The following is an 18,983-nucleotide window of genomic DNA, read 5'->3' on the forward strand; positions in this document are numbered from 1 at the left end:
GATTATACAATGAAAGAAAATAAAAAGACCTACTGGAAAGGGTTAGAAGAACTAACAAACGATCCGGAGTTTGTCAAAAATGCAGATAGAGAATTTCCTGAAATGCCTTCGTCACTCAATTCCGAGGAAGGTCCATCAAGAAGGGATTTTTTAAAACTTATGGGCTTTAGTGTGGCCGCAGCATCTTTGGCTGCCTGTGAAGCACCTATAAGGAAAGCAATCCCCTATATTAACAAGCCCGTTGATATTAATCCTTCGATTCCTAATTATTATGCATCAACCTTTTCGTCAGGTGGTGATTATGCGTCAATAGTTGTAAAAACCCGGGAAGGCAGACCAATTAAAATTGATGGAAATGAATTGTCTCCAATCAACAGTGGCGGTGTAAATGCCATTGTGGAAGCTTCCGTTTTATCATTATATGATAGGGAAAGACTTTCAGGACCACACATTAATGGTGAAAAAGTGGAATGGACTATCCTTGATTCTGAAGTGAAAGCCAAATTAGCTTCAGCTGGTCAGGTAAGGATCGTTACAAACACTGTCCTTTCACCATCCACCCAACTGACGCTTAATCAACTCTCAGAAAAATTCGGGGCAGAAATTGTCACCTATGATCCTATATCAAATTTCGGGATAAGTAGTGCGGCTAAGACCACCTATGGTATTGAGGGATTGCCAAGTTATCATTTCGATAAGGCAAGTGTCATTGTTAGCTTCGGTGCCGATTTCCTTGGTACTTGGATTTCACCGATTGAATTCGCAAAACAATATAGTAAAGGCAGAAAGATTTCGAAAGAAAAGCCTTTCATGTCCCGTCATTTCCAATTCGAATCTACGCTTTCTTTGACAGGGGCCAATGCTGATTACCGAACACCGATTAAACCATCTCAGAGTGGTTTGGCAGTATTGTCCTTATATAACTCATTGGCGAAACAAGCAGGTGGGCCCACAGTTTCAGGAGATGCAGTCGAAGTGGAACACCTTGACAAGGCTGCTAAAGAACTTTGGGCAAACAGAGGAAAATCTATAGTAGTTTCAGGATCCAATGATCCAAATGTCCAAATTGTCATCAATGCAATTAACGACCTTCTTCAGAATAATGGTGTAACAGTTGATTTTTCCAAACCATCTTACTATAGAAAGGGTGATGATGTTAGAATGAATCAATTTGTGTCTGACCTTAATGCAGGTAGGATCGGTGGAGTTATATTTTATAACTGTAATCCTGTTTATGATTTTGCCCAAGGAGCTGCAATTGCTGAAAGTTTATCAAAGGTCAAGGTTTCTGTTGCAACAAACGGGACCATGGATGAGACGGCAACTTTAGTACAATATCATGCTCCGGACCATCATTACTTAGAGTCCTGGAATGATTTTAATCCAAAAAATGGAGAATATAGCTTGTCCCAACCAGTTATCTCTCCGCTATTTGAAACTAGACAGGCGCAGGAATCTTTCTTGGTTTGGTCTGATTCAGATATTACCTACTATGACTTCTTACAGGGAAACTGGAATTCAAGTTTATTTGGATCCCAAACTGAAATCACAGAATTTCAGGAGTTTTGGGACAGATCTCTTTTCAATGGAGTATATTCGGTTCCTTCAGAATCTTCTGGGGTTTCCGGTTTCGCTGATATTTCAGCAGCAGCCTCAGCTGTATCAAATGCTTATAGTGCGTCCAGTGAGGTTGTTGAATTAAGTGTTTATACCAAAGTTGGAATAGGCAACGGTACTTTTTCCAACAACCCTTGGCTTCAGGAAATGTCAGATCCGATTTCTAAAGCTACTTGGGATAACTACCTGACCGTTTCCCAGAAGTGGGCAAATGAGAATGATTTAAAAATGGCAGAAGGTGCAACCAGAAAGGCCAAAATTACCGTGGGAGCAAAATCGCTGATTATACCAATAATGGTGCAGCCCGGTCAAGCTTACGGAACGGTAGGGTTAGCACTTGGATATGGTCGTACAAAGGGAGGAAGAGTTGCTAATGGGGTTGGTGTCAATGCCTATGAGCTTTTGGATGTTTCCAAAGGCTTTGTGAATTTTGATATCACAGAAGGAGTAAGTGTGGAACTTTTAGCAGATACTTACAAAATAGCCCAAACCCAAACGCATGAGACTTACATGGATAGGGAGTATGTCATTCAAGAAGCTACTCTTCCTGAATACAAGCAAAATGCATCGGCCGGAAGACATCATCCGAAAGTCTATATGGAAGGTGAATTTGTAAAACCCTCTAAAATTTCCATGTGGGCTGGACATCAATATAGTCAACACCATTGGGGTTTGGCAATTGATATGAATTCATGTATTGGTTGTGGGGCTTGTACAGTTGCCTGCCAAGTTGAAAACAATGTGTCAGTAGTAGGTAAACAAGAAGTTCTCAATAGAAGAGAAATGGCTTGGATAAGAATAGACAGATACTATAGTTCACCAGAAGGTGCCTCATCCAGTAAGGAACTTGAAACACCAGCAGAAAATCCTGAGGTTACATTCCAGCCAATGATGTGTCAGCACTGTAACAATGCTCCTTGCGAGACTGTTTGTCCGGTTGCTGCTACAACCCATTCTTCCGAAGGCCTCAACCAAATGACTTATAACAGATGTATTGGTACAAGATATTGTGCCAACAACTGTCCATATAAAGTTAGAAGGTTCAATTGGTTCAAATATCATGATAACAAAGATTTTGCAACTGTCAATGTGGCGCAGAATGATGATATGGGTAAAATGGTATTGAACCCTGATGTTACTGTAAGGGCAAGAGGGGTCATTGAAAAATGTTCCATGTGTGTCCAACGAATCCAATCTGGAAAACTTTCAGCCAAAAGAGAAGGCAGAAAGATTAAGGATGGTGAAATTAATATGGCATGTGCTACAGCCTGTCCTACGGATGCCATTGTTTTTGGTGACATGAATGACTCCAACAGCAAGATCACACAAATGTTGAAAATTCAGGAAGATACCACCGCGGCAATTAAGGAAGTGAATGAGGAAAGGGCATATCATGTGATTGAATACCTTAATGTTAGCCCAAATGTATGGTATTTTACCAAAATCAGAAATAAGGAAAAAACAGAAGCGTAATAATAATTTTATAAGATATGCAGGTTACTTCATCCGTACGCGATCCGCTGATTACCGGCGGTAAAACCTTAAAAGACGTCACCCATGACATCTCCAGACAAGTGGAGGGCAAGCCAAGTATGTCTTGGTTACTCGCCTTCCTTGTATCGGTGGGAGCATTGGCGCTAGGATTCATTGCCTTGGCTGCCACCCTTTGGGAAGGTATTGGGATGTGGGGTCTCAACAAAACTGTTGGTTGGGCTTGGGATATAACAAACTTTGTTTGGTGGGTTGGTATCGGCCACGCAGGTACATTGATTTCAGCTGTACTATTGTTGTTCAGACAGAAATGGAGAATGGCCATTAACAGGGCTGCAGAAGCCATGACTATATTCGCAGTAATCTGTGCAGCTATGTTCCCTATTATCCACATGGGACGTCCTTGGCTTGGTGCTTATTGGGCACTTCCATTACCGAATACATTTGGGTCTTTATGGGTTAATTTTAACTCACCTCTACTTTGGGACGTATTTGCCATATCGACTTATTTCTCAGTTTCATTGGTTTTCTGGTATGTCAGCTTAGTCCCTGACTTTGCAACCATCAGAGATAGGGCAACAGGAATCCGTAAATCTATATATGGAGCTTTGGCCCTTGGGTGGGACGGTGCCGCAAAAACTTGGAGTAGATTTGAAACCGTGGCATTGATTTTAGCAGGGTTGGCTACTCCACTTGTGTTATCTGTACATACTATCGTATCCTTTGACTTTGCTACATCCGTTATTCCTGGTTGGCATACTACGATCTTCCCCCCTTATTTTGTGGCGGGAGCGATTTTCTCAGGGTTTGCAATGGTGTTGACTTTGATGATTGTAACAAGAAAAGTTTTCCACTTGGAAGATTACATCACAATCGGGCATATTGAATTGATGAATATAGTGATCATTATCACTGGGTCAATTGTAGGTATTGCTTATATCACTGAATTTTTCATGGCTTGGTATTCCGGAGTAGCCGCCGAGCAGTATGCATTTATGAACAGGATGTTCGGACCTTATGCATGGGCTTATTGGATCATGATGACTTGTAATGTGATTTCTCCACAGCTTTTCTGGTTCAAAAAAATCAGAACATCCATTGTGGCGACATTCATTCTTTCTTTGGTAGTAAATACAGGAATGTGGTTTGAAAGATTTGTAATTATTGTTACTTCTTTACATAGGGATTTCCTTCCATCTTCATGGGCAATGTTTTATCCCACCTTGTCTGATGTTGGTGTTTACCTATTTACCTTCGGGTTGTTTTTCACCTTCTTCTTCTTATTTGCGAAGTTTTTCCCGGTGATCAATATGTTTGAAGTAAAATCTATTTTAAAATCTTCCTCAAAAAAAATAAATAAATAAAAGCATGGAAAGAGATAAGAATTTTATCCTCGGAGTGTATGAAGATGAGGATGTTTTAATGGATGCAGTTGTCAAAATCAGAAAAGCTGGGATCAAAATCCATGAGGTTTATTCACCTTTTCCTGTCCATGGTTTGGATGAGGTATTGGGATATAATAGGAGCCGTTTACCTATAGCAGCCTTTCTTTTCGGATTACTGGGAACAATTTTGGCCTTGACCATGCAGTTTTATATGATGAAATTTGATTGGCCAATGATTATAGGCGGTAAAGACTTTGCAGCTTTTCCATCATTTATTCCTGTAACCTTTGAAATGACAGTACTTCTGTCCGCATTTGGTATGGTGGGAGTTTTCTTGATATCAAGCAATCTCAAGCCTTGGGGCCAACCTAAAATATTTGATTTAAGAATCACTGATGATAAACATGTCTTGGCAATTGATTTGGCAGTAAATGCTAATTTCGGTGAGGAAAAACTAAGAGAAGCGCTCAAATCAGCAGATGCCTCTGAGGTCAATAAAAAAAGTTTTGAATAGGTAATTGGAGAATATGAAAATCAGACATTTTATATATTTAATCGGTTTTGTGGCAATGTCCTTTGGAATGTTGTCATGTGGAGCCTCTGGAGACAATCCTGGATATGAATATGCACCCCAAATGTACAATTCAGTGGCATATGAGCCTTTGACCCAAATCATCAATGAAGATGAGGGAAGTTGGCTTTCTTCACGGGAAGATGGTAAAGGAGAGTTTTTCAACAGTAATATCAACAATCCATACAGGATGAATATGAGAGAACCTGTTGCTAATACCGTTCCTAGAACGAAGGATGGATCTCTACCATATAGATTGAAGGCATTTGAGTTGGAACCTGCTGCTTTAATTGAAAATCCAATAGAATTTTCTGACAAAGTATTAGCAGAAGGTAAGGTATTGTATACACAATATTGCGCTACCTGTCATGGTGCCGGTGGAGAAGGCGATGGTCTGGCTGGCCAAGTCGTAGGTGGTGTAGCCAACCTTAAAGGCGGGGCCTACATCAATCTTCCCGAAGGACATATTTTTCATGTTATCATGAAGGGTAAAGGGAGAATGGGAGCCCATGGCTCACAGATACCACAAGAAAGAATTTGGAAAATTGTTCACTATGTCAAACAAGAAATTCAAAAGCAATAATCATGGCGCACGGTACAACTAATTATAATTTGGAACAAAAATTTGATTTCACAGCTGCGCTGAAAAAATCAATCATAATTGCATTGGTTATTGGTGCAGTTATTTTGGCTGCTGGAATTGTCTTTGCAATGACGGGAAGCCATGAACATGCCGAAGGGGATGGACATGCATTCCATTGGTATCAGAGGCTTTTTGCCAACATTTGGATCAACAATGTCTACTTTACAGGGATTTCGGTGATTGGTGTTTTCTTCTTTGCCATCCAATATGCTGCACAGGCGGGTTGGTCAGTTGGTATTCAAAGAATTATGCTATCATTTGGACATTGGTTACCGATAGCTGGAGTTTTGATGATTGTAAGTTACTTTTTCATCAATCATGATATCTTCCATTGGACACATTCATATTTATTTGATAAATCTAGTCCGGAGTACGATTATATCATTGACGGTAAAGGATCTTATTTCTATTGGCCTATGGAGAAAGGGACTTTTCCTGTTTTCTTTATCATAAGAATGGTATTGTTTTTTGGATTTTGGATTTTCTTTTTCAATAAACTGAAATCCTTATCTTTTGAAGAAGATCTCCATGGAGGAAATCAATATTACTTCAGATTGAGAAAGTGGTCAGCAATATTCTTAATATTCTTTGCTGTTTCTTCTTCAATATCAGCTTGGGATTGGGTGTTGTCAATTGATACCCACTGGTTCTCTACCATGTTTGGATGGTATGTTTTTTCCTCTTGGTTTGTTGCTGGCTTGTCAGCGATTACATTGGTCACCCTATTCTTAAAGGGGAGGGGATATCTAGATATGGTTAATGAAAACCATATTCATGATTTGGGGAAATTCGTATTTGCATTCTCTATTTTCTGGACTTATATCTGGTTTTCACAGTTTTTGTTGATCTACTACGCACACATTCCAGAAGAGACTTTTTACTTTGTAGAAAGACTACAAAGTGATGTGTACAGCCCGTTCATTTTTGTAAATCTAGGTTTAAACTTCTTCCTACCATTCCTTGTTCTTATGACACGTGATGCTAAAAGACATGGTATATTTCTTAAATTGGTTTGTTCCTTGATTATTATTGGTCATTGGTTTGATTTCTTCTTAATGATTCAACCGGGAACTCTTGGTCAGAATGGAGGTTTTGGATTAATGGAAATAGGAATGCTCCTTGTTTATGCTGCTGCATTTACTTTCGTTCTCATGAATAATCTTGCAAAAGGTAATTTAATTGCCAAAAATCATCCAATGTTGGAGGAAAGTTATCATCATCATATTTAATCGTCCGAAAAATTTAAAGATATGTACGGATTTCTAATTATAATAGGTATCGTGTTATTACTGTCCATTATATGGATGGTTTACAGAATCCAAACTCTTGTCTCTGTTGTTAAAGGCAGCGATAAGAAAGTTGCATCGGGAAGTAATAAAATCAATGCTTGGATGTTTATTTTCTTCCTAGTCGGTGGAAGTATTTTAATGTTCTGGTATTCTATTAAGGAGTTCGATAATTACCAGTTACCGATTGCTTCTGAGCATGGAGTTATTACAGATCAGCTTTTCTGGGTTACAATGGCCATCACAGGTGTTGTTTTTCTTATCACTCATGTTCTTTTGTTTTGGTTTCCCTACAAGTATCAGTACAAAGAAGATAGAAAAGCCAGTTTTTACCCTGACAATAATAAACTTGAGCTAATTTGGACAATTGTTCCAGCCTTTGTTCTCGCTGCTTTGGTAATTGGTGGCTGGAAGGCTTGGTCAGACATAACCAAACCGGCTCCCGAAAATTCACATATTGTCGAATTGATGGGTTATCAATTTGCATGGGAAGTCAGATATCCTGGATTGGATAATGTGTTGGGAGAAAACGATTACAGATTGACCAATGCATCAAATATTTCAGGAGTAGATTTTTCTGATAAAAACTCATTTGATGATTTCTCCTCTCCTGTAGTTGTTATTCCTAAAGGTGAGCCTGTTCTATTTAGAATCAGAGCAAGAGATGTCCTTCATTCAGTGTTTGCCCCTCACATGCGTTTGAAAATGGATGCCGTCCCAGGAATGCCAACAAGGTTTTGGTTTACTGCCACCAAGACTACAGAAGAAATGAGGGTAGAGTTAAACAATCCTGAGTTTGTATACGAAATTGCTTGCACCGAAATCTGTGGTCGTGGCCACAATGCTATGAGAAAAGAATTAAGGGTTGTCGAGCCGGCTGAGTATAAAAAGTGGCTCTCTGAACAAAAACCTTACATTGTCAATAATCCTGCGTTGGTCGCTGACCTTCCAACCGAATTGAAAGAATTGGCTGATATCACCATCAGTGAACATAAGTAATTAAATTATTATTATTATGGCAACAGCTCATACAGCTACACACAGTGAAGCATCTCATGATCATCACGAGCATGAACATCACGAGAATTTTATAACCAAGTATATTTTCACACAAGACCATAAAATGATCGGTAAACAGTTTTTGGTTACCGGGATATTTTGGGCAATTATAGGTGGTCTTTTGTCTCTTTTATTCAGGCTTCAACTTGGATTTCCAGACATGGATCTGGAATGGTTGAGACCTATATTAGGAGGGTGGATAACTACTGACGGAAGACTGGATCCTGAATTTTATTTGGCCTTGGTAACCATGCATGGTACCATTATGGTATTCTTTGTGTTAACAGCTGGCCTTAGTGGAACTTTCTCAAATTTCTTAATTCCCCTTCAGATTGGAGCAAGGGACATGGCCTCAGGATTTATGAACATGCTTTCCTATTGGTTCTTTTTTACTTCTGGAGTGGTGATGTTCATTTCATTGTTTATTGAAACAGGTCCTGCTTCAGGGGGTTGGGTTGTCTATCCGCCGCTGTCAGCATTGGAACAGGCTATGCCAGGTTCTGGATTGGGGATGACGCTATGGCTTATTGCGATGACTTTGTTTATTGCTTCTTCGTTGCTAGGAGGTATTAATTATATTACTACTGTAATTAATTTAAGGACTAAAGGAATGTCTTTCTCAAAGCTTCCTTTAACGATTTGGGCATTCTTTCTTACTGCCGTAATTGGTCTTTTATCTTTCCCCGTTTTATTTTCAGCAGCGCTATTATTGGTATTTGATAGGAGCTTTGGTACTAGTTTCTACTTATCGGATATTTACATTGGTGGAGAAGCTTTACCTAATACAGGTGGTAGTCCGGTTTTATATCAACATTTATTTTGGTTTTTGGGACACCCGGAAGTGTATATAGTTCTATTACCAGCCTTGGGAATAACTTCTGAGGTAATCGCCACTAATTCAAGAAAACCGATCTTTGGGTACAAAGCAATGATTATATCAATGTTGGGTATTACCATCCTATCATTTGTAGTTTGGGCTCACCATATGTTTGTATCAGGAATGAATCCTTTTCTAGGTTCCATTTTCATGTTCTTGACATTGATTATTGCGATTCCTTCTGCCGTAAAAGTGTTTAACTATTTGACTACTCTTTGGAGGGGTAATTTGATATTTACACCTGGAATGCTGTTTTCCATCGGTCTGGTATCCTTCTTTATTTCCGGTGGTTTGACTGGTATTTTCTTGGGTAATTCAGCCATTGATATTCAATTGCACGACACTTACTTTGTCGTTGCGCACTTTCACTTGGTGATGGGATCTGCATCCTTCTTTGGATTGATGGCAGGTGTTTATCATTGGTTCCCAAAAATGTTTGGAAGGATGATGGATGCAAGACTTGGATATATTCATTTCTGGTTAACATTCATTGGAGTGTACCTTGTATTTTTCCCTATGCACTACATTGGAATTGCAGGATTTCCAAGGAGATACTATTCATGGACTGGATTTGAATTTTCCAACATGTATACAGATTTGAATATGTTTGTATCTGTTGCAGCATTTATCACTTTTGGTGCACAGCTTATCTTCTTATTTAATTTCTTCTATTCCATGTATAGAGGAAGGGTAGCATCATTGAATCCATGGAGATCCAATACTTTGGAGTGGACTACTCCACTTCATCCGGCTCACGGAAACTGGCCGGGTGAGATTCCTTCGGTATTCAGATGGCCTTATGATTATTCAAAGCCTGGTGCTAAGGAGGATTTTATTCCACAGACAGTACCATTATCTGCTACACCCGAATCCAATCTTCCACATGAGCAGGAATTGGTGAAACTTGAAAAAGAGATTATTGCAGATGAAGAGGCCGTATTAGTAGCCAATGAATCAAAAGAATCTTAACGCAATAAACAGCTTTCGCAGGATTTCATTAATAACTGTGATAGCTGTTTATTTTCTGATATTGGTCGGAGGAATTGTACGAAGTACAGGTTCCGGAATGGGATGTCCCGACTGGCCTAAATGCTTTGGGAGCTGGGTTCCACCGACAAGTGTGAATCAGCTCCCAAGTGATTATCAGGATATCTACTTGGAGAAAAGGGTTGAGAAAAATGAAAAGTTTATAGCCCAATTGGAAAATCTCGGTTTTCATAAAAAAGCCGCTGAAATTAAAAATGACAAAAGTATTCTGATAGAAGAGGAATTCAATCCAGTCAAAACATGGATCGAATATATCAATAGATTGATAGGAGCAGTGATCGGAATATTGGTATTTCTAACTTTATTCAGATCAATACCATTGTGGAATCAGGATAAAGTAATCCCAATCTTTGCCTTCTTCAATATGATTCTTGTCCTATTTCAAGCATGGATAGGGTCTGTTGTTGTATCGACCAATTTGTTGACATGGATGATTACCCTACATATGGTTCTTGCATTGCTGATCGTATGTCTCTTGCTATATATTCATTATAAGTCTCATCGACTGGCTTATCCTGTTAAAATAATGACTGAAAAACCCAATAGGCTTTTCGTAATATTATTATTTGCCTTTATGTTGATGGCTGTTCAGATTGTACTGGGCACTCAGGTAAGAGAAAGTGTTGACAAGGTTGCATTTGAATTTGGAAATTTATTAAGGGGTGAGTGGATCAATAATTTAGGTTTAGCATTTCTTGTTCACAGGTCCTATTCATTATTGATCTTAGGGGTTCATTTGCTGTTTATTTATAAAGTATATAAGTATTCTCTCAGACATGCGAGAGTGTTTAAATGGTCTCAAATATTACTACTGGTTTTATTTATTGAAATTATGACAGGTGTAGGAATGGCTTATTTTGCGATTCCTGCTTTCCTTCAGCCAATTCACCTTCTAATGGGCACCTTGATCATAGGAATCCAGTTTGTCATCTTGCTACAATTAAGTGATCAAAAAAAATTAAATATTGAAAAAATAGGTTCATGAGAACTATAAATTTAACAGAAGATACATTATTGGATTTCTTGGTTCTGAGGGCCAGGATTTACTATGAGTTGATCAAGTTCAGACTTTCAGCTCTTGTAACTTTCTCCGCTATCTTTGGATTTATTCTTGGTGACTCCGGAGTAATCTTTTCTTGGGGTAAATTTTTTGCTCTAATGATTGGAGGATTTCTTATTAGTGGAGCATCCGGTGCAGCCAATGAAATTTGGGAGCGGGATTATGATAAATTGATGAAAAGGACCCAAAATCGTCCTTTGCCTTTAAATCAGATTTCCTTGAAGGAGGCCTATTGGTTCACCTTGATAATTGCGTTTTTGGGAATTTCCATTTTATGGATTTTTACCAATCCCTTAACTACTGGTCTTGGCATCCTGAGCATGATTCTATATGTATTTGTTTACACACCACTCAAAAGAGTTGGTCCAATTGCAGTATTTGTAGGGGCTATCCCTGGTGCGATGCCACCATTATTGGGGTGGACAGCGGCCACAGGTGCTATTTCTCATGAAGCATTAATTATATTTGGAATTCAGTTTATCTGGCAGTTTCCGCATTTCTGGGCCATAGCGTGGGTAAGCGATGAAGATTACAAAAGAGCGGGTTTTAAATTACTTCCCAGTGGAGGTAAAAAAGATTTGAATACAGCCATTCAGATAATGATATACACCCTATTTCTGATTCCATTAGGTTTGTTACCCACCTACTTTGGATTAACTGGTCTAAATTCCGGGATTGTAGCTACAGTATGTGGGGTTTTGTTTTTGGCCCAGACATTTTCCTTGATGAAGGATTGTTCCAGAAAGTCGGCTTTAAAAATCATGTTCGGATCATTCTTGTACCTTCCAATTGTTCAAATCGCATATTTATTAGATAAAGTTTAATCATGGAAGAAAAGTATGCTTATATAGAAGGTGCTGAACAGCCTATTGCAATGCACCCCAAAAAATTTGCCTTGTGGCTGTTTATTGTTACGGTGGTCATGATATTTGCCTCATTGACGAGTGCTTATATCGTACGACAGTCAGAAGGGAATTGGTTGGAGTTTGATTTGCCCGATATCTTCTGGTATAATTCAGCCATCATCATTTTGAGTAGTGTTTTTTTGCATTGGGCATTTATTTCAGCAAAAAAAGACAATCTGGGCAAAATCAGACTTGGAATGATAATTACCTCAATCCTTGGAGTAGCGTTCTTGATAGGACAATGGTATAGTTGGTCCGCGTTGGTTGATAGAGATGTATTCTTTGTTGGAAATCCAGCAGGTTCATTTCTTTATGTTTTCACAGGTCTGCATGCATTACACTTGGTCAGCGGTGTGATATTTCTAATTATTGTATTAATTTCGTCCTTTAGATATCAGGTACATTCCAAGAACATGGATACAATGGAAATGTGCGTGACCTATTGGCATTTTCTGGGTGGTCTTTGGCTTTACCTGTTTATGTTCTTATTATTGAATCATTAAATGAAATTTTAATTAAATATAAAATATGTCAACGTCTGCAACTGCTATCGGGGTGAGTCCCAAAAGAGGTGTCTGGGGAGGTGGAAATGAACCCCTCAAGGCCAGCTATGGAAAACTAATGATGTGGTTTTTCTTACTTTCTGATATCTTTACTTTTGCTGCATTATTGATCACCTATATATCAATAAGGGTAAGCTTCCCGGTTTATGCTGGTCCTGTAGAATCTTTTGTTGGATCAAATGAATATTGGCCTGTTCCGGAATTGGTATTTGATGCTATTCCATTTATACATGGAGTGCATATCCCACTTGCCTTTGTAGGGTTGATGACATTTATATTGATTATGAGTTCAGTAACCATGGTTTTGGCTGTGGAGGCGGGACATCGAAATGATAGAAATGATGTTGTGAAATGGTTGCTTTGGACACTTTTGGGAGGTATAACCTTTTTGAGTTGCCAAGCTTGGGAATGGTCACACTTTATCCATGGTACAGATGGTGGTTCAATGATCACTTACGTCAATAACTTTGGAAGGGTGGTCACAGAGGCGGTATATGGTGCCAATCTTTCAGTCAATGAATACGGACCTGCTGCTTTCGCTCAATTATTCTTCTTTATTACAGGCTTTCATGGTTTCCACGTAACACTTGGTGTTTTCCTTCTCTTTTTATGTTTTTACCAAGCCGCAGTCGGAGTTTATGAAAAAAGAGGTCACTACGAAATGGTTGAGAAAATCGGTTTATATTGGCACTTTGTTGACTTGGTTTGGGTGTTTGTGTTTACCCTGTTCTATTTGATCTAAAATTAAAAATATTTATATATGGCAATGCAAGAAAATAAATCAGTTTTGGAGGTAACTCCAAGGAATGATGCCAAAATTAAAAAAATATGGAAAACAGCAGGTATTCTGTTGTTGTTGACTCTCGTTGAATTTGTTTTTGCTTTTACACTTCCACGAGGTATTCTACTTTATGCCATATTCATTGGGCTTACAATTTGGAAAGCAAAATATATTATGATGGAATTTATGCACCTTGGTGATGAAGCAAAACCCTTGTTTTATTCCATTATTGTTCCGTTGATATTCTTGGTCTGGTTGGTAATAGCATTGATGAGAGAAGGAAGTGATATCTTCCTTTTAAGATGGTAAAATTTTATTGATTTAATAAAAAAAGTAGGTCTGGGTCGAGAACTCTGACCTACTTTTTTGTTTATATATACAAAGAAAAATGAAAGAAGTTAGGATTTTGCAAGGTTTGGTTTTGTTGTGTATCCTGATGGTACCAGTTTTAATTATTGTATTCCTCAAGTCTTTTGGCAGCAATAGATACGACATCCCGATTCTATATGAGACTGGGGTAGAAAACCCCTTTGGTGAATGCATTGTCGAAGAATCAGGTCAGCATTATATTCCTGAGTTTAGATTGTTCACACAAGAAAACAAAGAGCGAGGTAAATCTGAAATGAACGGCAAAATTACCATAGTTGATTTCTTTTTTACTTCATGCCCAAGTATTTGCCCTGTGATGTCCACTGAGATGGAAAGAGTCGATGATGCTTTCAGAAATGAGTCGGATGTTCAGATTTATTCCATTTCCATTGATCCTGAATATGACACACCTGAAGTACTTGCATCTTATGCCCAAAAACATTTGGCCACACCTGAAAAATGGTTTTTCCTAACTGGTGATAAAGCGGAAATATACAACTTGGCAAGATGTGGTTTCATCCTGCCAACATTGGATGGTTTGGGCGACCCGGAGGAATTTATTCATAGCGATAAATTTGTTTTAGTAGATGACATTGGAAGAATTAGGGGGTACTATAGCGGAACAAAAAGAGAAGAAGTCGACAGATTGATATTAGAAACAAAAATATTATTGCATGGAAAAGAATAGTTCACTTGTTCAAACAAAAGATAAGGGTATCATTAGATGGATTACCTTGATTGCCGTTGCCGTACCCGTAGTGGTTGCAGTATTGCTTTTTATGCCATCCAAAATTGATGTTGCCAGTGATTGGGTTTATTTTCTCCCCCATCTGAATGCGGTGATCAATACAGCTGCATCCATAGCTTTGATTTCAGGTGTGATTTTCATTAAAAAAGGAAATATTGAATTTCATAGAGCATCTATGACCACAGCTTTTGGATTGGGAGCAATTTTCTTGGTTTCTTATATAGTTTATCATGCTACGGCGGAAAGCACTTCATTTGGTGGGGAAGGCCTGATTAGAAGTGTCTATTATTTCATTCTGATCACCCATATCATCCTTGCAGCAGTGGCTTTGTTCCCCATTCTGCTAGCCTACTATTATGGACATACGGATCAAAGAGAAAAACACAGAAAAGTAGTTAAATTTGCATTTCCAATTTGGTTGTATGTAACGCTTTCAGGCGTATTGGTATATTTGATGATAAGTCCTTACTACAATTTCTAAACTATTCGAGAATATCTGACGTTTTCCTAAATATGAAACCCGTCCTAAAATCCCTTCTTTTTATTGTGTTGTTCTTAGTCATTCAGGTGCCTGTTTATGCCCAATGTGCAATGTGCCGCGCCTCAATTGAAAACAATGTCAGCAATGGTGAAACAAGTATTGGGGCAGGTTTAAACATGGGGATTTTATACCTTTTTTCAATGCCCTATTTGATTGCAGCAATAATTGGATTCTTTTGGTACAGAAATGCCAAAAAAAGAAAAGCCAAGTTTATTTTTCACGGAGAAAAATATTAAGATAAAAGCAAAGTCCGGGTATGGATTTTGCTTTTTGCTTAACTTATGGTTATGCACAAAATCAAACGTGTTCCTCTATTTATTGCCCTAATCAGTCTTGGAGTTTTTTTGGCTGTTAATTTCATGTTTTCGAGGAAGGATGATTCAGAAAAACTTGTGCAGCCTATTTCTAAGAAAATCCAAAAAATAGACCTACAATTTGATGAGGATTATATAGCGATACTGATGGCTAACAGGCCTGATGAGGCACTTTCCTTTACCAATCTTACCATCCCAACGAACCACCCCTATTATATTTTCAGCGAATCAGGTGAATTGGTTTATTGGTCAGACTTTTCATTTATGCCTGATTTTGAGTTGGTGGATCCAAAAATTAATCAGCATATCCTTGAAGACAGGTTTGGGATTTATTATTCTAAGATCAAAAGGTTTTCAAGAGACAACAAAGGCTTTTGGTTGGTGCAGTTGTATCCGCTCTATTTTAAAAGAGATATTCAAAATGAGTTTCTTCAATCGGGCTTCAATAAATTTGTATTTGGAAATGGTTTAGTTGCTTTATCTGAAAAAAGAGAAGAGGGGTATAAAGAAGTTCTTGGATCCAAGGGGGAGTTTTTGTTTTCGGTATATTTTGACCCGGATTATTTGCCCATAGAACAGTCGAACAAATTTGCAATTTTGATATTTTTCTTTTCTTTATTGATTTTAGTCCTGATTTTGACCAGAGAAATAGTTCTTGTGTATTGGCGAAAAGGGGAAAAAATAAGGTCAACTCTTTATGCCGGTCTGGTCCTGTTTATTGTCAGGGCTTTGATGTTATTATTTCGGTTTCCAAGAGATTATTTTGACTTTGAAATTTTTGATTCTTCAGGTTATGCTTCTTCTTATTTCAATCCCAGCCTTGGGGATCTTTTTATCAATATCATTTGTCTTGCCATCATATTTGGGATGTTGTTGGCTTATATTGCTGGCAAAGAGTTTAAAAGCTGGTTAGGAGCAAGGAAAATCAGGTATAATAGCCGTTTGTTTTTAATCTTTTCCTATTTGGCTTCAACCGTCCTATTATCTGTTTTTTACGGCTTATATATTGATATTCTGAGCAATTCACAATGGGACCTCAATATCCTAAGCTTACCATCTTTGGATTGGTTTAAATTTATCAGCTTATTGGTAGTCTTTGTCGGAGGAGCAGGGTATTTTATGTTTACTGTTTTAATTTTGAATCTGATTTTTTATGACAATTCAGTACCTATACCCAAAGCGATATACACCTTGGTATATTTTTCTATTCCTTTCATGATTGGATTGGGTTATTGGAACTGGATGTGGGCTGCAGCATATATGGCCCATTTTATTTTACTGGTGGCAGCTATCCATTTTAATTTGTTTCGACATATTTTCAAAATTGGATTAAATACATTTCTGACATTCTTTTTTGGATGTCTTATTGCAGCGATCATCATAGGTATTGCTTCACATCAGGTTTATTTGAGCAGGAATTTTCAGTCCAAATTAAGTTTTGGATCTCAACAACTTATAGAGAATGATATCCTGGCTGAATTTTTTCTTTCAGATATTATGAATAGGGTAAGTGAGGATATTTTCATTAAAACTTCATTGGTGGATCCCTTAATGCAAAAAGAGTCCATTGACAAAAAAATTAGGAAGATCCACATGGATAATTATTTTGACCAATACGCTCTTAAAATCAAAGTATTCAATGCCATAGGAGATAATGTTCTCGACCGGGGCAATGTTAATGAGTTGGATGACCTGCGGAAGGATTATGTGAAAAGTGATTATGCGACTTCGGTTCGGGATTTGTATTTCATCAATCAGGGAAAAGAGGGGGAGGGCAACCAGTATTTTGCATTTATTCCTTTGCTTAGGGATGAAGTTTATATTGGTACTGTGTTTTTGGAGTTACGTCAATTAAGGGTTCTTGCAGGTTCTGTTTTCCCAAAACTGCTAATGGATGAGAAATACGTAGGAAGTCTGAATCAAAAAAAATATGACTTTGCTGTTTATGAAGAGGGGGAGTTACAGTACGGGGTAGGTTTGTTCAATTACCGTGCAGCTGATCTGAAGAATGTTTTAGAACAACCGATATTGTATGAGAAGGGGGTTTATAGAAAAAAATTCCATCATATAGGGGTGAGAGAAAATGATAGGGTCATTGTAGTTTCTTCTCCGGTATATCCTTTTTATTACATACTCGCAGATATTTCATTGTTCTTTTTGGGCTTCATTGCCTTTACACTCATTAGTCTTTTGGCCGTCACTTTCTCCAAAAGAATGGGTTCTTTTGATTTCAACTATGCTACCAAACTTCAACTATATCTCAATTTTGCTTTCTTCTTCCCAATTTTAATTATTAGTCTCATCATAGTCGGTTTGTTTACCAATTCATATCAAGAAGAGCTTCACAGGCAATACCTCCAAAAGGCATCCCTCGTAAAAGACAATTTATCTAATGTGATCGAAAAACAGAGAACCGGCCTTTTGGAAAAAGATGAACTGGAAGAAGCTATGAATAATTTGTCAGGAAATGCCAATACTGATATCAACTTGTATGACAACAGAGGTATTCTTATCAACACTTCCCAACCGAATATTTTTGATAAAAAAGTATTGACACCATATATCAACCCCCATGCAATGGTGGAATTGGTAGAGGGTCAGAATAATCTTGTGCTATTGGAAGAAACCATAGGTAACCTCAATTTTAAATCTGTATATGCAGCCATTCGATCCAATGATGGACAGGAAGTCCAAGCCATTTTAGCAGTGCCGTTTTTTGAATCAGAAACAGAACTAGACCTGTTGATTGCAGATGTATTGAGCAATATCATCAATATTTTTGTTCTGGTTTTTATATTGTTTTTGTTCATCTCGTACTTCGTTTCCAAAAACCTAACCTTTCCTTTCAAGCTACTTACCCAAAAGCTGAAAGTCACTGGTCTGGAAAATAATGAGCCAATGTATTGGCCTGCTAATGATGAAATAGGTCTTTTGGTCAATGAATACAATAACATGCTCTTTAAATTGGATGCCAGTAAAAAAGAGCTGGCAGAAACTGAAAAAGAATCGGCATGGAGGGAAATGGCCAAACAAGTAGCGCACGAAATCAAAAACCCCCTTACGCCTATGAAGTTGACCCTTCAGCATTTGTTGAGACTTCAGGCAGAAGGCAATCTGGATGATCCGACAAAGCTGAAGAAGCCCATTGAGACTTTGATCCACCAAGTTGATACCCTTAGTGATATTGCCACATCGTTTTCCAATTTTGCCAAAATGCCTCAGCCTAAAAAAGAATTGATGGACTTTAAGTCAGTGGTTTTGGGAACTTTGGAACTCTTCAAAAATAGGGAGAATGAGAAAATCATTTTTGGTGATTTGACAGAAGAAGAAACTTTGACAGTGCTTGGAGACAAGCAGCTTTTTGGAAGAATTATTGCCAATTTGATCATAAATGGTTTTCAAGCTTCTGATCATCAAAAAAAGGCACTAATGCATGTTTTTCTCAGAATAATTGAAGATCAGGTCGTACTCGAAATTCGAGATAACGGTAAAGGTATTCCCAAAGAGTTGAGAGATAAAATTTTTATGCCAAATTTCAGTACAAAATCTGAAGGATCAGGACTTGGTTTGGCGATTGCCAAAAGGGGAGTAGAAACAGAAGGGGGAAAGATCTGGTTTAATACCATAGAAGAGAAAGGAACCTCTTTTTTTCTTGCATTTAATTTGGTCAGGTGAAATGAGGTTTGGTCATTTTTTTAGAAAATCCTGCCCATAGATAATCTTTTT

Annotated in this window: 16 protein-coding genes; all 16 read left to right on the plus strand. The window is 38.0% G+C overall.

Features of this window, described 5'->3' with window-relative positions; all coding sequences use genetic code 11:
- Nucleotides 1–9: 9 nt before the first annotated feature.
- Nucleotides 10–3,090, plus strand: a complete 3,081-nt coding sequence (locus ACEW8U_RS13420) for a TAT-variant-translocated molybdopterin oxidoreductase (protein WP_373522563.1) — start codon at nt 10–12, stop codon at nt 3,088–3,090.
- 17 nt (nt 3,091–3,107) lie between these two features.
- A complete protein-coding gene (gene nrfD / locus ACEW8U_RS13425; protein ID WP_373522564.1) occupies nt 3,108–4,472 on the plus strand; it encodes an NrfD/PsrC family molybdoenzyme membrane anchor subunit in 1,365 nt (454 codons plus the stop codon).
- 4 nt (nt 4,473–4,476) lie between these two features.
- Nucleotides 4,477–5,007 carry a DUF3341 domain-containing protein gene (locus ACEW8U_RS13430; RefSeq protein ID WP_373522565.1) on the plus strand — a complete coding sequence of 177 codons (531 nt, stop codon included), beginning with the start codon at nt 4,477–4,479 and terminating at the stop codon, nt 5,005–5,007.
- A gap of 13 nt (nt 5,008–5,020) precedes the next feature.
- Entirely contained in the window at nt 5,021–5,647 is a 627-nt protein-coding gene (locus ACEW8U_RS13435) for a cytochrome c (protein WP_373522566.1), read from the plus strand.
- 2 nt (nt 5,648–5,649) lie between these two features.
- A complete protein-coding gene (locus tag ACEW8U_RS13440) occupies nt 5,650–6,936 on the plus strand; it encodes a quinol:cytochrome C oxidoreductase (protein ID WP_373522567.1) in 1,287 nt (428 codons plus the stop codon).
- A gap of 21 nt (nt 6,937–6,957) precedes the next feature.
- On the plus strand, nt 6,958–7,992 hold the full coding sequence (locus ACEW8U_RS13445; protein ID WP_373522568.1) for a cytochrome c oxidase subunit II: 1,035 nt from the start codon (nt 6,958–6,960) through the stop codon (nt 7,990–7,992).
- A 16-nt stretch (nt 7,993–8,008) separates the two neighbouring features.
- The gene (locus ACEW8U_RS13450; protein ID WP_373522569.1) at nt 8,009–9,898 is read left to right on the plus strand and encodes a cbb3-type cytochrome c oxidase subunit I; all 1,890 of its coding nucleotides are present in this window, start codon (nt 8,009–8,011) and stop codon (nt 9,896–9,898) included.
- A complete protein-coding gene (locus tag ACEW8U_RS13455; RefSeq protein WP_373522570.1) occupies nt 9,879–10,961 on the plus strand; it encodes a heme A synthase in 1,083 nt (360 codons plus the stop codon). The genes ACEW8U_RS13450 and ACEW8U_RS13455 overlap by 20 nt, the downstream gene beginning before the upstream one ends.
- Entirely contained in the window at nt 10,958–11,860 is a 903-nt protein-coding gene (gene cyoE / locus ACEW8U_RS13460; RefSeq protein WP_373522571.1) for a heme o synthase, read from the plus strand. The genes ACEW8U_RS13455 and cyoE overlap by 4 nt, the downstream gene beginning before the upstream one ends.
- Before the next feature lie 2 nt (nt 11,861–11,862).
- Nucleotides 11,863–12,444, plus strand: coding sequence for a heme-copper oxidase subunit III (locus tag ACEW8U_RS13465; protein ID WP_373522572.1), 582 nt, complete (start codon nt 11,863–11,865; stop codon nt 12,442–12,444).
- 25 nt (nt 12,445–12,469) lie between these two features.
- Nucleotides 12,470–13,246, plus strand: coding sequence for a cytochrome c oxidase subunit 3 (locus ACEW8U_RS13470; RefSeq protein WP_373522573.1), 777 nt, complete (start codon nt 12,470–12,472; stop codon nt 13,244–13,246).
- Nucleotides 13,247–13,264: 18 nt separating this feature from the next.
- Complete coding sequence (locus ACEW8U_RS13475; protein ID WP_373522574.1) at nt 13,265–13,594, plus strand: cytochrome C oxidase subunit IV family protein; 330 nt, start codon at nt 13,265–13,267, stop codon at nt 13,592–13,594.
- A 79-nt stretch (nt 13,595–13,673) separates the two neighbouring features.
- On the plus strand, nt 13,674–14,342 hold the full coding sequence (locus tag ACEW8U_RS13480) for an SCO family protein (RefSeq protein ID WP_373522575.1): 669 nt from the start codon (nt 13,674–13,676) through the stop codon (nt 14,340–14,342).
- Entirely contained in the window at nt 14,329–14,883 is a 555-nt protein-coding gene (locus ACEW8U_RS13485; RefSeq protein WP_373522576.1) for a DUF420 domain-containing protein, read from the plus strand. Before ACEW8U_RS13480 ends, ACEW8U_RS13485 begins: the two co-directional genes overlap by 14 nt.
- A gap of 32 nt (nt 14,884–14,915) precedes the next feature.
- The gene (locus ACEW8U_RS13490) at nt 14,916–15,179 is read left to right on the plus strand and encodes a hypothetical protein (RefSeq protein WP_373522577.1); all 264 of its coding nucleotides are present in this window, start codon (nt 14,916–14,918) and stop codon (nt 15,177–15,179) included.
- A 51-nt stretch (nt 15,180–15,230) separates the two neighbouring features.
- On the plus strand, nt 15,231–18,932 hold the full coding sequence (locus tag ACEW8U_RS13495) for a PAS domain-containing sensor histidine kinase (RefSeq protein ID WP_373522578.1): 3,702 nt from the start codon (nt 15,231–15,233) through the stop codon (nt 18,930–18,932).
- The last annotated feature ends 51 nt before the right edge of the window (nt 18,933–18,983 follow it).

Origin of the sequence: Aquiflexum sp., assembly GCF_041751335.1 — a bacterium.
Classification (GTDB): Bacteria; Bacteroidota; Bacteroidia; order Cytophagales; family Cyclobacteriaceae; genus Aquiflexum.

What these genes read in the sequence shown, in the direction of transcription:
- ACEW8U_RS13440 (WP_373522567.1), top strand. Translation starts at nt 5,650, where the DNA reads ATGGCGCACGGTACAACTAATTATAATTTGGAACAAAAATTTGATTTC.
- ACEW8U_RS13420 (WP_373522563.1), top strand. Translation starts at nt 10, where the DNA reads ATGAAAGAAAATAAAAAGACCTACTGGAAAGGGTTAGAAGAACTAACA.
- ACEW8U_RS13445 (WP_373522568.1), top strand. Translation starts at nt 6,958, where the DNA reads ATGTACGGATTTCTAATTATAATAGGTATCGTGTTATTACTGTCCATT.
- ACEW8U_RS13455 (WP_373522570.1), top strand. Translation starts at nt 9,879, where the DNA reads ATGAATCAAAAGAATCTTAACGCAATAAACAGCTTTCGCAGGATTTCA.
- ACEW8U_RS13485 (WP_373522576.1), top strand. Translation starts at nt 14,329, where the DNA reads ATGGAAAAGAATAGTTCACTTGTTCAAACAAAAGATAAGGGTATCATT.
- ACEW8U_RS13480 (WP_373522575.1), top strand. Translation starts at nt 13,674, where the DNA reads ATGAAAGAAGTTAGGATTTTGCAAGGTTTGGTTTTGTTGTGTATCCTG.
- ACEW8U_RS13470 (WP_373522573.1), top strand. Translation starts at nt 12,470, where the DNA reads ATGTCAACGTCTGCAACTGCTATCGGGGTGAGTCCCAAAAGAGGTGTC.
- ACEW8U_RS13475 (WP_373522574.1), top strand. Translation starts at nt 13,265, where the DNA reads ATGGCAATGCAAGAAAATAAATCAGTTTTGGAGGTAACTCCAAGGAAT.
- cyoE (WP_373522571.1), top strand. Translation starts at nt 10,958, where the DNA reads ATGAGAACTATAAATTTAACAGAAGATACATTATTGGATTTCTTGGTT.
- ACEW8U_RS13450 (WP_373522569.1), top strand. Translation starts at nt 8,009, where the DNA reads ATGGCAACAGCTCATACAGCTACACACAGTGAAGCATCTCATGATCAT.
- ACEW8U_RS13430 (WP_373522565.1), top strand. Translation starts at nt 4,477, where the DNA reads ATGGAAAGAGATAAGAATTTTATCCTCGGAGTGTATGAAGATGAGGAT.
- ACEW8U_RS13495 (WP_373522578.1), top strand. Translation starts at nt 15,231, where the DNA reads ATGCACAAAATCAAACGTGTTCCTCTATTTATTGCCCTAATCAGTCTT.
- ACEW8U_RS13465 (WP_373522572.1), top strand. Translation starts at nt 11,863, where the DNA reads ATGGAAGAAAAGTATGCTTATATAGAAGGTGCTGAACAGCCTATTGCA.
- nrfD (WP_373522564.1), top strand. Translation starts at nt 3,108, where the DNA reads ATGCAGGTTACTTCATCCGTACGCGATCCGCTGATTACCGGCGGTAAA.
- ACEW8U_RS13435 (WP_373522566.1), top strand. Translation starts at nt 5,021, where the DNA reads ATGAAAATCAGACATTTTATATATTTAATCGGTTTTGTGGCAATGTCC.
- ACEW8U_RS13490 (WP_373522577.1), top strand. Translation starts at nt 14,916, where the DNA reads ATGAAACCCGTCCTAAAATCCCTTCTTTTTATTGTGTTGTTCTTAGTC.